Consider the following 14,908-nt stretch of genomic DNA (forward strand, 5'->3'; position numbering starts at 1 on the left):
CCCCAGGAGTCCCATGTCCATCGCCGATCTCACGTCCCGCACGGCCGATACGACCGTCACCCTCCTCCCCGCTCTCGCCGAACGATGGAGCCCCCGCTCCTTCGACGGTTCGACGATCGACGAGACGAAGCTGACCGCCGCCCTCGAGGCCGCCCGCTGGTCACCGTCGGCGGCCAACACCCAGCCGTGGCGGTTCATCGTCGCCCGCCGCGGCACCGCAGCCTTCGACGCGGTGGTGGCGAACCTGATGGGGTTCAACCAGGCGTGGGCGGGCGCAGCGAGTGCGCTGATCGTCGCCATCACCGAAGACGTCGACGCCGAGGGCGCCGAGCGCCGCTGGGCCAGCTACGACGTGGGCCAGGCCGTCGCGCACCTCAGCGTGCAGGCTCACCACGATGGTCTGCACGTGCACCAGATGGGCGGCTTCGTCGCCGACGGGCTGCGTGAGGCCTTCGGCATCGACGAGCGCTTCACGCCCGTCTCCGTCACCGCGCTCGGCACCGTCGGCGACCCGGACGCGCTGCCCGAGCCGCTGCGCTCCCGCGAGATCGCGCCGCGCACCCGGGTTCCGCTCGACGACATCATCCTCGTCAACGAATAGCGGACCCTCGACCCGGCCGAAGCCCGAGGTCGCCGAGACCGCTCAGGGACGAACGAGGACCTTGATCGCGCGGCGCTCATCCATGGCCGCGTATGCCTCGGCGATCTCGGCGAGCGGCAGTTCGAGATCGAACACCCGGCCGGGATCGATGGCGCCCGACAGCACATCGGGCAGCAGCTCCTCCACATAGTTGCGCACCGGCGCGACCCCGCCGTTGACCCCGATGTTGCTGTTGAAGAGCGGCCGAACGGGCAGTTCCGGGCCGCCGTTCGGCGCTCCGACATAGCCGACCATGCCGCCGGGGCGCGCGGAGCGGATGGCCTGATCCATCGACTCCTTGGTGCCGACCGCCTCGAGCACGCAGTCGGCGCCGACACCGTCGAGCAGCGCTTTCACGGCGGCCACGCCCTCGTCGCCTCGCGCGGCGATGATGTCGGTGGCGCCGAACTCGCGGGCGAGCTCCTGCCGCGCCTCGTGGCGTGACATGACGACGATACGCGAAGCGCCCAGCCGCGACGATGCCAGCACGGCGCAGAGCCCCACCGCACCGTCGCCGACCACGACGACGGTGCTGCCACGGGTGACGCCGGCCGAGACAGCGGCGTGGTGACCCGTGCCCATCACATCCGCAAGGGTGAGCAGGCTGGGGATGAGTTCTTCACGCGGGTACTCGGGTGTCGCGACGAGTGACCCGTCGGCGTGCGGAACGCGCACCCGCTCACCCTGACCACCGTCGGCGAAGCCGCCCAGCCGGTCGTTCGAGCCCCACCAGCCGCCGTGCAGGCACGAGGTGCTGACGCCGTTGCGGCAGTTCACACAGGTCATGTCGCAGTCGTAGAACGGCGCGATGACGAAGTCGCCGGGGAGGAGCGTCGTCACCTCCGGGCCGACCTCCTCGACGACGCCGACGAACTCGTGGCCGATGCGGTGCGGCTCCTTGGTGGGGGTGATCCCGCGGTACGGCCAGAGGTCGGACCCGCAGACACAGGCGGCGACGACGCGCACGATGGCGTCGCCGCCGGTCGAGAGCACCGGGTCGGGAACCTGTTCGATCCGCACATCCCGTTCACCGTGAATCACTGTCGCAAGCATGCACTGAGCCTACGCTCCGCGCCGCTGCCCGATGTCCTCGGGACGGCGCGGTCAGCCGTTGCGCGGTCGGCGGCGCAACGCGACTGCTGCACCCGCGGCGAGCAGCAGCAGGGCGAGCAGGGCGAGCCCGGAGACGTCGAGGCCCGTGTCCGGCAGCTCCCCGCCGTTCGTTCCGGCTGTGCCCGACCCCGTGCCGCCGGAGGCCGTACCGCCCGTGCCGCCCGGCGTGACCGGGGCTGACGGCAGGGTGATGTCGGTCCGCAGGTAACGCACCGAGCCGTCCGGAGCGATCCCGGCAGCGACGAGCGAGTGCGCGCCGGTGAATCCGGCCGGGATCGTGACGGTCGCCGTGGCCGTGCCGGTCGCATCCGCGTTGACGACGGTGAGCAGAGTGGGCGCCGAGTAAATGCCGAAACTCACGGGCGCGTCGGGGGCGAACCCGGCGGCCGTCAGCGTGAGCGTGTCGCCCGGCTTCACCGCTCCCGGGACCCCGGCGAGGGGACCGGATGCGGTGGGCGTGATCAGCGGCAGCGGCACGGTCTGCGCGTCTTCGACCACCAGCATGAAGGGCTGCGTGACATCGGGTCGACCCGAGGCCGATGCGATGAGAACGAGCGGCGTCGTGGCGACCGGGGCGACGGTGGTGCCGCCGATCGTCGCCGTTCCGTCGCCGTTGTCAGTGAAGGTCAGCCCGGCGGGCAATGCGCCGGCCACGGCGATGCCCGACACCGCCGGATAGGCCGCCCCCGTCGTCACCGCGAAGTCGACACCGACGCCGCGGGTGACCGTGAGGGTTGCTGGGCTCGTGAACGCCACTGCCTCCACGACGGTGAGCCTGAGGGTCTGCACGGCGTTCGTCGCGACACCGTTCGACGCCGTCAGGGTGAGCGTGTAGACGCCGCCCGTGCCGGAGCGCGGCGTTCCGGCGATCATCGCCGAGCCATCGCCGTTATCGGTGTACGTCACCCCGGTGGGAAGCGATCCCGTCTCCGTGATCGTCGTCGCCGCCGGGAAGCCCGCCGTCGTCGTCACAGCGAAGGAGCCGGCCGCGCCCGCGGACAGCGTGGCCGCCGAGGCGCTCGTGAACGTCGGCGGGGCGCTGACGGTGAGCACGAACGACTGGCTGGCAGCGGGAGAGAAGCCATTCGTCGCCGCGATCGTGAATGGGTACTGGCCACTGGAGCCCACTGGGGGCGTGCCGGCGAGCGTCGCTGTTCCGTCGCCGTTGTCGGTGAAGCTCAGCCAGGCCGGTCGGGTTCCCGACAGGCTCAGTGCCGCATCGGGGATGCCGGAGGTCGTGACGGCGAAGCTCTGCGCGCCGCCCCCGGCGGCGAACCGGGCCGCCGCCGCGCTGCTGATGGTGGGCGCGGTCCCCACCGAGAGCGCCGCATGCGTCGAGGCGAAGCCGGCGGCGTTCGTGAACCCGGCGAGATAGAGGCGGCGGTTGTCGCTCTGCGCAGCCGTGAACGAGTATGTGGCCGACGTGGCGCCGGGTATGGCAGTGTAGGTGCTTCCGCCGTTCGTCGAGACGTACCACTGCACGCCGGGTGCAGGGTATCCGCTCGCGCCCGCGGTGAAGCTGACGGTGTTACCGGCATTCACCGTCTGGGCGGCCGCGGGCAGAGTGATCGCCGGAGCCTGGTTGATCAGGAAGTGGACGGTCTGCGAGGCGTCGGGCGAGACGCCGTTCGACGCGGACAGTGCGACATCGGTATCGCCGCCGGTTCCTGTCGGCGTGCCGCTGATGGTCGCCGTTCCGTCGCCGTTGTCGGCGAGCGTCAGACCAGTCGGCAGGGCGCCCGAGGCGATCGTGATCGTCGTGACGGCCGGATACGCATGACCGGTGGTCACCGTCTCGCTGAACGGAACCCCGATCGTGCCGGAGACCGAGGTCGGGCCGGTGAAGCTGGGCGCCTCGGTCACCGTGAGAGTGAACGACTGCGAGGCCGCGGTGCCGACGGCGTTGTCCGCCGTCAGGGTCAGAGGGTACGCGCCGCCTGTTCCCGCCGTCGGCGTGCCGCTGATGGTCGCCGTGCCGTTTCCGTTGTCGAGGAAGGTGACGCCGGCCGGAAGCGTGCCGGTCTCGCTGATCGGCGTCGGCGTCGGGCGGCCGGATGCGGTGACCACGAAGGAGCCCGCGCTGCCGGCCACGAAGGCGGCCGAGCCGGCGCTTGTGAACGACGGGCTCTGCCGCACGTTCAGGGTCAGGGTCTGGGTCGTGGTGCTGACGACGTTCTGCGCTGTGATCACGAACGAGTAGCTGCCGCCCGTTCCGGCGGCCGGGGCGCCGGTGATCGTCGCAGTGCCATTGCCCTTGTCGGTGAAGGTCAGCCCGGTCGGCAGAACGGCGGGCGAGATCGTGAGGGTCGGCGCCGGGAAGCCGGTAGTCGTGACGGTGACCGTTCCCGTGGTTCCGACGATCGCGGAGGCGGTCGCCGGCGAGGTGATCAGCGGCGCCACCGCCGTCGCGACAGCCGCGACGGCTGTTCCGCTGTCGAGCTTCGCGGTGAGGGAACCCTGCCCGGTCGTGCCCTGCGAGTGGTATGTGGTCGTCGCCACCCCCAGCGCGAGCGCGCTGGTGCTCGGCGAGGATCCCGCTCCCGCCGGCGCCGCACCAGACCAGACGATCGGCAGCCCGTCGAATGCGTCGAGCGAGGCCGGGTCGACGGCTCCCCCAGCCGAGTCCGTGAGCAGTCCGGCGGTGACCGTGGAGCTGGTCGACGGCGGCAGGATGAGCGTGGGCGACGCCGTCGCGGTCAATTTCAGATACGGCGAAGCGGTCAAGCCGGAGACGTTGTCGCACCCGGATGCGCCGGGCCCGCCCGAGCATCCCCACCAGTTCTGAGTGGCGTTGGCCGTTGCCCCTCCGGTGACGGCGACCGCCGCCCCACCGACGTTCCCCGCGATGCGGTTGAAGTGCGCCGTGAGGGATCCGCCGGCCACGTCGATCGCCGCGGCACCCGTCCCGCCCCCGCTGACCGTGTTGGCGGTGAACGTCGAGCCGATCACGCCGAGGGCACCGGACTCGAGCCAGATCGCACCGCCGCGAGCGGTGTTCCCTGCGGAGCCGACCGCACCGTTCTGGTCGAACGTGCTGGTGTCGATGCCGAGCGGCGTGCCGCCGGCCGGGTCGGCGATCCAGATCGCGGCACCGCCGTTGTCGACCCCACCGACTGTCTTCGTGCTGTTCTTGCTGAACGTGCTGCCGCTGACCGTGAGCGCCTGGCTCGCCATCCCGGGAACGGACTGGTAGGCGATGGCGCCGCCCGCGCTGCTTCCGGAGGAGTTCTGAGAGAAGGTCGAGCCGGTCACCGTGAGGGAGCCGCCCACGAACTGGATGGCGCCGCCGGCCTGGTTGGTGGGGTCGGCGACGGTGTTCGCGGCGTTGCCCGAGAACGTGGAGTTGCGCACGACGAGCGAATCCGGCTGCATCCCGGGCGAAGCGGACCCTCCGATGAGCGCGCCGCCGCCGTAGACGTTGTCGACGCCACCGGTCACGGTGAGCCCGTCGATCGTCGCGGCCATTCCGCCCAGCTGGCCGGGGTCGAGGGTGAAGACCTGATCCGTGCCGTCACCGGTCACGGTCGGGGTCGCCCCCGGGGCCGCCTGCACGGTGATGTCGGAACCGGGCAGCGTACCGACCGCGAGAGGACCGGTCGTCAGCGTGTAGCTCCCATCGGGAACCTGAACCGTCTGGCCCCCACCGAGGTTGTTCGCCACGCAGAGCGCGTTGCGCAGCGTGGTCGGAGAAGCAACCACCGTGATCGAAGCGGTCGTGCACGCATGGTTCGCATCGCTGTCGGCGGTCGAGGTGACCACGAGCGTCCCCGCTGCGGCGGCCGGCCCGGCGACGGCGAGAAGACCGCCGACCACGAGAAGCGAACTGAGGAGAACGGCGGTGGCACGAGCGATTCTGGGGGTCATTGGCTGACACGGCTCCTTCTGCCATACCGGGTCGCCGGCTCCGAAATAATTGCATTCCGAGCGTAGTGGGTGGCGACATTCTCCCGCTCGACCCCCATCTAGGGGGATCCCGTCGAACAGTCACGATCCCCTAAGCTCACACTCAGGCTGCGCTCTTCCCGAATGGACGCACCAACGCCTTCGAGGAGGAGCCGTGCCCCAGGTCTCACGCCGCACGATCGTCGCGGCCGGTGTCGCCGGAACGGCCGTCCTCGCCGCGCAGGCCGCGCCCGCGTTCGGATGGTCTTCGAGACCGGGTACGACCGCATCCGCCAAGGCCGCATCCGCCAAGGCCGGCACGGTACCGGGACGATCCGTCTTCGCCGCCGCGCTCGGTGAGACGTTCCAGGCCGCAGTCGGCGGCAGCCCCGCAACTCTCCGGCTCGAAGCGATCGACGATCTCGTTCCCGAGTCCGAACCCGGAACCGAGAACCGTTTCAGCCTGCTCTTCTCCGCCGCACTGCCGACCACAGGCGAGGGCATCTACATCCTGCGACGCCCGGGAACGCCGACGGCGACGCTCTTCCTCACCCCAGTCGGCTCCCCGGAGGGCACGCGCACTCTGCAGGCCATCATCAACCGACTCGCATGACCCCCACATCCACCACCCGAACGCGCACAGCCGAGGCCGGCGACGCCGCCCTTCTCCGTGCGCTCTTCGCGGAGACCCGCGGAGCGGAGCTCGCCGCGGCCGGGCTCGACCGGGCCGCCCTCGACCAGCTCGTGGAGATCCAGCACCGCTCGCACACCGCCCAGGTGGCGGCCTCCCACCCGGGAGCGACGGCCACCGTGATCGAGATCGACGGCGAGGCGGCCGGGATGCTGCTTGTCGACCGATCGTCCGAGGCCATGCACATCGTCGATTTCACCGTCGCCGCGGCGCACCGCGGACGCGGCGCCGGCACGGCAGCGCTCGCAGACCTCACGACAGAGGCCGATGCGGCCCACCGGGCGATCACCCTCGAGGTGTGGGCGTTGAACTCCGGGGCCATCGGGCTCTACGAACGTGCCGGCTTCGCGGTGATCGGCGAACGGTCCGGCTCCCTGGAGCTGCGTCGGGAGCCGAACGGATGAACGCCCCGAGCCACACCGACCGCCTCGCGGCCGTCGGCACCGACTACCGGGCGATCGACGAATCCGGTGCTCCTCACAGCCTGAGACTCGACGGCTGCAGCCCGCTCGTCGCCTCGGGCGGTTGGGCGTCCTACTCTCTGCGCTACCTCGCGGAGCCCGGCACCGCCTCGGACCAGGGGACGTACCTGCTGACCCCCGTGGAGGCACAGCCGGAGGCCGAACCCGAAGCGATCTTCCTGGTGCCGATCGCCCAGCGCAGCGACGGCATCGAGTTCGAGGCCGTTTTCACCTTTCCGAGCGAGGAGACCGAATGAGCAGCCCCTACCTCGGAGAGATCCGGATGTTCGGCGGAAACTTCGCGCCATCCGGATGGGCGTACTGCAACGGCGCTACCCTCCAGATCTCCCAGTTCGATGCCCTGTTCGAACTCATTGGAACGAGCTACGGCGGTGACGGCGAGTCCACGTTCAATCTTCCCGATCTGGGCGGACGGTTCCCGGTCCACCAGGGCCGCGGCACGACTCTGGCGCAGACCGGCGGGCAGGAGGTCGTCATGCTGTCGACGGCTCAGCTCCCGCCACACACCCACACGCCGGTGGCCGCGACGACTCCGATCACGGCGAGCACCTCCAACACCGTGTTCTCTGCCTGGGCCGACACTCCATACGCGCCCTACGTCGCCGGAACGACCCCGAGCGTTCCCCTGGCACCGAACGCCCTGACGCAGGCCGGTGGCAACCAGCCGCACGACAACATGTCGCCGTACCTCGTGATCGGCTACATCATCTCGCTCTACGGCATTTTCCCCTCCCAGAGCTGACGAGAACAGGAACGCGATGTCCAATCCGTATCTCGGCGAGATCCGCCTCACGTCCTTCGGCTTTGCGCCGAAGGGCTGGGCGCTCTGCAACGGTCAGACCCTGCCGATCAACCAGAACCAGGCGCTCTTCGCCCTGCTCGGCACCACCTACGGCGGAGACGGTCAGACGACGTTCCTGCTGCCCGACCTGCAGGGGCGCATCCCGCTCGGCGCGAGCGGCGCCCACCCGCTCGGCCAGACGGGCGGGGAGACTGCCCATGTCCTGACTTCGTCGGAGCTGCCCCAGCACACCCACCTCGCTTCGACGACAGCAGTGGGCACAAGATCCGCCCCATCGGGTGCGTACTTCGCCGGCCCGGGAAAGCTCGCTTTCGGGGGGACGGGCACCGTGCCGTTCGCCCCAGGCACCGTCTCCAACGTCGGATCGGGCCAGCCCCATGAGAACCAGGCGCCGTTCCTCACCATCTCGTTCGCCATCGCCCTCCAGGGCATCTTCCCCTCACGGAACTGACCCAATGCGGAGCAACCATGTCTGACCAGTTCGTCGCGGAGATCCGCCTCGTCGCTTTCACCTTCGCGCCGTTGGGCTGGGCGTTCTGCAACGGCCAGTTGCTGCCCATCAGCCAGAACACCGCGCTCTTCTCTCTACTCGGCACCTACTACGGCGGGGACGGCAAGTCGACATTCGCCCTGCCCGATCTGCAGGGGGCGACGGCACTGGGCCAGAATCCGGGCGGCACGAACCCTCTGACGCCGAACTTCCTCGGCGATTCGGGAGGCACCGAGACCGTCACGCTCTCGACGATGGGGATTCCGAACCACTCGCATCCGGTCAACGCGATCAACGCGCCGGGCACGACGAACTCGCCCGCAGGAGCCACCTTCGCCATCCCCCGGTTCGGCCGCGGAACCGAGTCGGTGTACGCGGCCGCCGCCGGGCCCAACACGCTCGCACCGCAAGCGTTCAGCTTCACCGGCGGCAATGCCCCGCACAACAATATGCAGCCCTACCTCACGCTCAACTACGTGATCGCGCTGAACGGCATCTTCCCCCCTCGCGGCTGACCGCGGCCGCGGCCGAACGCAGCCGCGGCCGAACGCAGCCGCGGCCGAACCTACTCCCGCACCGGCACGACCGTGAGGGAGTCGCCGTCGGGTGCGATGTCGACCCGCACCAGGTCGCCGTCGCGGATCTCGCCCGCGAGGAGCCCGGTGGCGAGCCTGTCGTCGATCTCTCGCTGCATCAGCCGGCGTAGCGGACGGGCCCCGTAGATGGGGTCGTAGCCGCGCTCGGCGAGCCAGGCGCGCGCATCCGGAGTCACCGCCAGTTCGAGGCGGCGCTCCTGCAGCCGGCGCATGAGCCGATCGATGTTGAGTTCGACGATCTCGCCGAGCTCGTCCTTGCTGAGGGCCGAGAACACCACGATGTCGTCGAGTCGGTTCACGAACTCGGGCTTGAAAGCCTGCCGCACCATCTGCAGCACCGCCTCCTCCTTCTCGACGTCGGTGAGGCTCTGGTCGACCAGGAACTGGCTGCCCAGGTTGGAGGTCAGGATGAGGATCGCGTTGCGGAAGTCGACCGTGCGACCCTGCCCGTCGGTGAGGCGCCCGTCGTCGAGCACCTGCAGCAGCACGTCGAACACTTCCGGGTGAGCCTTCTCGACCTCATCGAGCAGGATGACGGAGTACGGCCGCCGCCGCACGGCCTCCGTGAGCTGACCGCCCTGTTCGTACCCGACGTAGCCCGGAGGGGCGCCGACGAGCCGCGACACGGAGAACTTCTCCCCGTACTCGCTCATGTCGATGCGGACCATGGCCTTCTCGTCGTCGAACAGGAACGCCGCCAGGGCTTTCGCGAGCTCGGTCTTCCCGACGCCGGTCGGGCCGAGGAAGAGGAACGATCCGGTGGGCCGGTCGGGGTCGGAGATGCCGGCGCGCGTGCGGCGCACAGCATCCGCCACGGCGGAGACCGCCTTCCGCTGGCCGATGATCCGGCGGGCGAGCTCGTGCTCGAGATGCAGCAGCTTCTCGGTCTCCCCCTGGGTCAGGCGGTCGACCGGGATGCCCGTCCACGCGGCAACGACGGCGGCGATGTCATCGCTCGTGACCTGTTCGTTCACCATGCGCTGCTGGTCGGGGTTCCGTTCGGCCCGCTCGGCCTCGGCGAGCTCCCGCTCGATGGCCGGGATCGTCTCGTACTCGATCTTCGAGGCCTCCTGGTAGCGGCCGTCGCGCAGCGCGACATCCCGCTTGGTCTTCGCCTCATCGAGCTGCGACCGCAGTTCGCCGACCCGGTTGAGCGAGGCCTTCTCGAGGCGCCAGCGCTCTTGCAGGGTCTCCAGCTCGTCCTCGCTCTCGCGCAGCCGCGCCTGCAGCTGGCCGAGACGCTCTTTGCTCGCCTCGTCTTTCTCCTTCTTCAGGGCGAATTCTTCGAGCTTCATCCGCTCCACCACGCGCTGCAGCGTGTCGATCTCCACGGGGGCCGAGTCGATCTCCATCTTGAGTCGGCTGGCGGCCTCGTCGATCAGGTCGATCGCCTTATCGGGCAGTTGGCGTGCGGTTATGTAGCGGTTGGAGAGGGATGCGGCCGCGACCAGCGCCGAGTCCTCGATCGTGACCCCATGGTGCGCCTCGTACCGCCCTTTCAGGCCACGAAGGATCGCAACCGTGTCTTCGACGGTGGGCTCGCCGACGTACACCTGCTGGAAACGGCGTTCGAGCGCGGCGTCCTTCTCGATGAACTCGCGGTACTCGTTGAGTGTCGTCGCGCCGATCAGCCGCAATTCGCCGCGGGCCAGCATCGGCTTGAGCATGTTGGAGGCCGCGACGGACCCCTCGCCCCCGCCGGCGCCCATCAGGATGTGCAGTTCGTCGACGAATGTGATGATCTGTCCGTCGGCGTCGTTGATCTCTTTGAGCACGGCCTTCAGCCGCTCCTCGAACTGGCCGCGGTACATCGCACCGGCGACGAGCGCGGAGAGGTCGAGCGACACCAGCTGCTTGCCTTTGAGCGAGTCGGCGACGTCGCCGGCGACGATGCGCTGGGCGAGCCCCTCGACGACGGCCGTCTTGCCGACGCCGGGTTCGCCGATGAGCACCGGGTTGTTCTTGGTTCGCCGGGTCAGCACCTGACTGATGCGCCGGATCTCGGCATCCCGACCGATGACCGGGTCGAGCTTGCCGCTCTTCGCGATCTCCGTGAGGTTCACGCCGTACTGTTCGAGTGCGCTCTTCTGTTCCTCCTGCGTGGAGGGAGCGCCTTGCATGTTGGCCATAGTGTCCTTTCCTCCCGTGGACAAAGTTGAGTGTACTAGACTCAACTTTAAAGCGCACCCCTCTATTCCACAGCACCCCTCTAATCCACAACGGAGCAGCGCGAAGCGGCCCCACCGGTGAGACCCGGTGGGGCCGCTTCAGGTTTCTCCGTCGGGTGCTGCTAGGCGTGGCGGCGACGGCGGAGGACGAGAGCCGCGATTCCGGCGCCGGTCACGCCGAGCGCTGCAAGCAACCAGCCGGCGACATCGAGACCGGTGTCGGCCAGACCCACCGCAGGCGGATCGACGAGATGACTCGTGCGGCAGTCGGGGTTCGCGTCGGCGGCCGGAACGCACACCGCGTCCGCGTCGGGGCTGGTGACCACATTGGTGATCGTCTTGTCGCCGTCGCCGGTGACGGTCACCGAGTAGGTGATGGTGACGATCTGCCCGACCGCGAGATTCCCCGTCCAGGTCAGCGCGTTCCCGGAGCGGGTCACGGTGCCAGAGGTCGCCTTCTCGTCACCGGTCCAGGCGGCGTCGTCGAGCACGCCACTCAGATCGTCGACGACCGTTCCCGAGGTGGGGGCGTCGCCGGTCTGCGCGACAGTGACCGTGTACACGATCCGGTCGCCCGGTTTCACGATCGCGCCCGGCGCCGGATCGGAGGTCTTCGAGAAGGTGTAATTGCCGTAGGTGTGCACGGTCTCGCAGTCCGAGACCGGAGCGCAACCGGCCGAGGTCACGACGTTGTCGAGCCGCCCGTCGCCCATTGCTCTCGCCGCTTTGACGGTGACCGAGTATGTGACCTTCGCCACGGCGCCGACACCGAGTGTGCCCGACCAGGCGATCGATGGCCCGGTGACGGATGCGCTGCCGAGGTCGGCCGCGATGTCGCCGTTGTACGTCGCATCGTCGGCGACCTTCGCCAGGCTGTCGACGAACGATGCCGCGGCGGCGACCGTCCCGCGCTGGGTGACCGTCACCGTGTAGTGGATGACGTCACCGGGATGCACAACGCTCCCCGGTGCCGGATCAGACGTTTTGACGACGGAGTATCCGACGACGTCGATCCCGGCAGGGTCGCAGGGGATCGTCGGCGCCACCCCGGAATCCGCGGGGGTCGCCGCCGAGGCGCACGCCGTATTCACGATGCTGCCGCCGACCGAGGTGTCGAGCACCATCGAGTACTCGTGCGACTGGCTCGCGCCCGACGCCAGCGAGGCGATGTGGAAAGCACCGGCCGCCGGATTCTTGTCGTCGGTCACGTTCACGTCCGTCAGGGTTCCCTGCCCGGTGTTCGTCACCGTGATCCGGTATTTGACCGTGTCGCCGTAGTGGAAGACGGGGTAGTCGACCGCATCGTTCGCGTCGTGCCAGACGCCGTCGACCCCCTGCACCTCCTTCTTGAGCGCGGCCGAGTAGTAGTTCGCGACGCTGAGGGGGGCGGAGGTGCGCATCACCAGGCCGGTGTGCCCCGCGCGCCCCTGCGCCCGGTTCACGAACGTGTCGCCGCCGTGCGCCCCATCCGTGGTGATGTGCACCCCGAACTGCTGGTTCGCGCCCGGGGCGAGCGTGCCGCCGATCACCCGCACGGCGGTCGCATCCGGGGTGAAGGCCGTCGTCCAGCCGACCGTGTTGCCCGCGATCGTTCCCGCGGCGCCGTTGGCCGCCGCGGCCGGATCGTCGGTCAGGGTCGCAGGGTCGGCGGTGGTGTAGTACACCTGCGCGCCGAGGGCGGCGGTCACCGATGCGAGCGTGTACGTGCCGGAGAACGCGGTTCCGCGCCCGTCGCCGACATACGGCAAGATATCGATCGTGTCGGTGAACGGTTGCGCCACCGGGTCGTAGGAGCGCACGGTGACCGTCCAGGAGCCGGACCCTTTGCCGTCACCGGCGAGGTTCGGGATGAACGGAGCGTCCGCGGTCTTCGCGATCGTCGTGTAGCCGTCGGTGGCCACCGTCACCTGCGCACTCGCGGATTTGGTGATGGCGCCGTAGGTGGCGGTGATCGAGTTGGTCAGCGCCGCGCCCGGCGTCGCGCTCGCGTCGACGACGGCCTGGTAGGTGAGCGCATGGTCGGCGTTCGTCGCCACACCGTCGAGCGTCCAGGTGAGCACCTGCCGCCCCGAGCCGTCGGTCGTCACCAACGGTTCCGGCGTCGCCGATCCGGCGACGTAGCCGGAGCCGAGGGGAAGCGTGTCCACGAGCTGGAACCCGTCGACGGTCGCGGGGATGGCCCCCGCGCCGTTCGCGGAGTAGGTGAGCGTGTACGTCGCCGGAACGCCCGGAGTGACGACACTGCGGTCCACCGACTTGGCGATCGCCGGTGTGGCGCTGACGACGCGCAGCACATCCCGGAACCCGGTGGTGCACGGGTAGCGCGAGCCGGCCGTCGGCGTGATGCAGCCGGTGCCGTTCCACCAGTTGTTCGCGGGCACATCGACGACGCCGGAGAAGAACGACCAGACGTCCGTTCCGGCGGGAGTCGACGGCTTGATCACCTGGTTGACCACCGCGGTGATGTTCGAATAGCTGGAGAACGCGTTGAACTGGGCCTGAGTGCCGGTGATGCGCATGGCCTTCACCGTGCTGAGATCCGCCGGCTGCGTCGTGGTCCAGCCGCTGCCGGTCCCGCAGTCGAAGGCGTTCGGGTCGTAGGAGGCGCTGGCCGGGTCGAGTGTCGGGTCGGCACCGACGTAGAACTCGGTCGTGGTGCCGACTCCGGCGGCGCCGGGCTGCGCCCATCCCCATCCGGCGTAGGTCACGTAGCGGGTGTCGAGCGCGGTGCACATGCCCACCAGACGGTCGGCCGGTCGATCGGTGTGGAGCTGCATGGCGGTGTCCATGTACTGCCCGACCTGGGTTCCGGCGGAGACCCGGTAGGTGTCGTCCCAGGTGGTTCCACCGCTGCCGGTGTAGCCGCGCCCCCAGCCGGAGGAGTAGAGGCCGGGGGTCGTCCACGCCTTCGACTCCGAGTTGTTCGACGGGTCGTCCTGCGCGGTCTGCCCGCTCGTCGACGTGTAGGTCGGAGCGTTCGAGGTGAGAACAGCCGATCCCGTCGCCGCCGTGTTCACACGCAGCCAGATCGAACCCGAGGCGAGGGCGACCTGGTCGACAGGCAGGCGGTTTCCGGCCGAATCCAGGGTGGGCGGCGCCGTCGGCGCATAGTCGATGCCGGAGATCGTCAGCCGGAAGGTCGTCGGGCCGATCTGGGTGATCGTGCAGGTTCCCGCGGCCGCCGTCAGCTGATCGGCCGGATGCGCACCCCCGGACCATGGATGCCCATCGGCCGCGCTCGGCCCCACGAACGGCGTGCATCCCTGCGGGTCGACCGAGATGGGTGCGCCCTGCGGGGAGACGATGGCGAGGTCGTATGCGACGGTCTGAGGACCGGCTTCGCTCCCCTTCCCTTTGCTCAGGGTCCACTCATAGTCGATCAGGAAACCGCCCGTGCCGGACGAGTAGTTCGGCGTTCCCGTGCCCCAGCGCATATCCATGCTGAACGGATTGGTGATGGCCAGGGGGTCGAGCCCGGCGGTCGCGCCGCCGATGGCACCGGATGCCGACACGGCATCACCCGTCGTACCCCGCACTTCGATGGGAGCCTGGAGCACGGCAGCGGTGCCCTCATTCCTGGTTCCGAGATTGCACGTCAGGGTCGTGCCGTCGGCCGAGATGCTGGACGGTGTGGTCACGCCGGTCGCCTTGCAGAGACCGGGCAGCGCTGTGAAGACGCCGTGCTGGGCCTGAATCGTCACGGTCACGTCGTCCACCGGAGCGTTGCCCGGTGCCGGTGCATCGTCGTTCACATTCACCCGCCAGACGCCGGTGACGACATCACCGGATTTCACCTGTGCCGGCGTCGATGGCGCCCACTCGGCCGCGATCTCGAAGACGGGCGCGGCGACCGCGGGAGAGGCGGCGAACACCCCCGAAGCGATAAGCAGGGCGGCGAGACCGCCGCCGAGCCACTGCCGGGCCTTCCGCCGGCCCCTCGACGAGTTCCCTCCGGTATGGCTCACCACAGCGTTCTTCCCCACTCCCACCGCCCGAGGCGGCACCCTGAGACCGACGGCCCCCGAGACCGGAGGACCGGTGAAC

At 69.5% G+C, this 14,908-nt stretch carries 11 protein-coding genes; 7 read left to right on the top strand and 4 right to left on the bottom strand.

Going from position 1 to position 14,908, the window contains the following annotated elements:
* Positions 1–13 precede the first annotated feature (13 nt).
* Positions 14–601 (top strand): nitroreductase family protein, encoded by a 588-nt coding sequence (locus K5L49_RS10890; RefSeq protein WP_223692680.1) that lies wholly within the window; start codon positions 14–16, stop codon positions 599–601.
* Positions 602–643: 42 nt separating this feature from the next.
* Here K5L49_RS10890 and K5L49_RS10895 read toward each other — a convergent pair whose 3' ends face one another.
* On the bottom strand, positions 644–1,693 hold the full coding sequence (locus K5L49_RS10895) for a zinc-dependent alcohol dehydrogenase family protein (protein ID WP_223692681.1): 1,050 nt from the start codon (positions 1,691–1,693) through the stop codon (positions 644–646).
* A 51-nt stretch (positions 1,694–1,744) separates the two neighbouring features.
* On the bottom strand, positions 1,745–5,617 hold the full coding sequence (locus K5L49_RS10900; protein WP_223692683.1) for a beta strand repeat-containing protein: 3,873 nt from the start codon (positions 5,615–5,617) through the stop codon (positions 1,745–1,747).
* 193 nt (positions 5,618–5,810) lie between these two features.
* On the opposite strand from K5L49_RS10900, the gene K5L49_RS10905 reads away from it, so the two are divergent.
* Genes K5L49_RS10905 through K5L49_RS10930 form a run of 6 tightly spaced genes read left to right on the top strand, consistent with a single transcriptional unit; the run spans position 5,811 to position 8,615 of the window.
* The gene (locus K5L49_RS10905) at positions 5,811–6,248 is read left to right on the top strand and encodes a DUF6916 family protein (protein WP_223692684.1); all 438 of its coding nucleotides are present in this window, start codon (positions 5,811–5,813) and stop codon (positions 6,246–6,248) included.
* Entirely contained in the window at positions 6,245–6,730 is a 486-nt protein-coding gene (locus K5L49_RS10910; protein WP_223692686.1) for a GNAT family N-acetyltransferase, read from the top strand. The genes K5L49_RS10905 and K5L49_RS10910 overlap by 4 nt, the downstream gene beginning before the upstream one ends.
* On the top strand, positions 6,727–7,044 hold the full coding sequence (locus K5L49_RS10915) for a DUF6916 family protein (protein WP_223692688.1): 318 nt from the start codon (positions 6,727–6,729) through the stop codon (positions 7,042–7,044). Before K5L49_RS10910 ends, K5L49_RS10915 begins: the two co-directional genes overlap by 4 nt.
* Complete coding sequence (locus tag K5L49_RS10920; protein ID WP_223692690.1) at positions 7,041–7,550, top strand: phage tail protein; 510 nt, start codon at positions 7,041–7,043, stop codon at positions 7,548–7,550. Before K5L49_RS10915 ends, K5L49_RS10920 begins: the two co-directional genes overlap by 4 nt.
* 16 nt (positions 7,551–7,566) lie before the next feature.
* Positions 7,567–8,061 carry a phage tail protein gene (locus K5L49_RS10925; RefSeq protein WP_223692693.1) on the top strand — a complete coding sequence of 165 codons (495 nt, stop codon included), beginning with the start codon at positions 7,567–7,569 and terminating at the stop codon, positions 8,059–8,061.
* A 17-nt stretch (positions 8,062–8,078) separates the two neighbouring features.
* On the top strand, positions 8,079–8,615 hold the full coding sequence (locus K5L49_RS10930) for a phage tail protein (protein ID WP_223692695.1): 537 nt from the start codon (positions 8,079–8,081) through the stop codon (positions 8,613–8,615).
* 50 nt (positions 8,616–8,665) lie between these two features.
* On the opposite strand, the gene K5L49_RS10935 is transcribed toward K5L49_RS10930, so the two are convergent.
* Positions 8,666–10,816, bottom strand: coding sequence for an ATP-dependent Clp protease ATP-binding subunit (locus tag K5L49_RS10935; RefSeq protein WP_445158948.1), 2,151 nt, complete (start codon positions 10,814–10,816; stop codon positions 8,666–8,668).
* 170 nt (positions 10,817–10,986) lie between these two features.
* Positions 10,987–14,829 carry a DUF7927 domain-containing protein gene (locus K5L49_RS10940; protein WP_223692698.1) on the bottom strand — a complete coding sequence of 1,281 codons (3,843 nt, stop codon included), beginning with the start codon at positions 14,827–14,829 and terminating at the stop codon, positions 10,987–10,989.
* Positions 14,830–14,908 lie beyond the last annotated feature (79 nt).

Origin of the sequence: Leifsonia poae, from assembly GCF_020009625.1 — a bacterium.
Classification (GTDB): Bacteria; Actinomycetota; Actinomycetes; order Actinomycetales; family Microbacteriaceae; genus Leifsonia; species Leifsonia poae_A.

Bases quoted from the DNA above. Each gene is read 5' to 3' on its own strand.
- K5L49_RS10890 (WP_223692680.1), top strand. From the start codon at position 14: ATGTCCATCGCCGATCTCACGTCCCGCACGGCCGATACGACCGTCACC.
- K5L49_RS10895 (WP_223692681.1), bottom strand. From the start codon at position 1,693: ATGCTTGCGACAGTGATTCACGGTGAACGGGATGTGCGGATCGAACAG.
- K5L49_RS10900 (WP_223692683.1), bottom strand. From the start codon at position 5,617: ATGACCCCCAGAATCGCTCGTGCCACCGCCGTTCTCCTCAGTTCGCTT.
- K5L49_RS10910 (WP_223692686.1), top strand. From the start codon at position 6,245: ATGACCCCCACATCCACCACCCGAACGCGCACAGCCGAGGCCGGCGAC.
- K5L49_RS10915 (WP_223692688.1), top strand. From the start codon at position 6,727: ATGAACGCCCCGAGCCACACCGACCGCCTCGCGGCCGTCGGCACCGAC.
- K5L49_RS10920 (WP_223692690.1), top strand. From the start codon at position 7,041: ATGAGCAGCCCCTACCTCGGAGAGATCCGGATGTTCGGCGGAAACTTC.
- K5L49_RS10925 (WP_223692693.1), top strand. From the start codon at position 7,567: ATGTCCAATCCGTATCTCGGCGAGATCCGCCTCACGTCCTTCGGCTTT.
- K5L49_RS10930 (WP_223692695.1), top strand. From the start codon at position 8,079: ATGTCTGACCAGTTCGTCGCGGAGATCCGCCTCGTCGCTTTCACCTTC.
- K5L49_RS10935 (WP_445158948.1), bottom strand. From the start codon at position 10,816: ATGCAAGGCGCTCCCTCCACGCAGGAGGAACAGAAGAGCGCACTCGAA.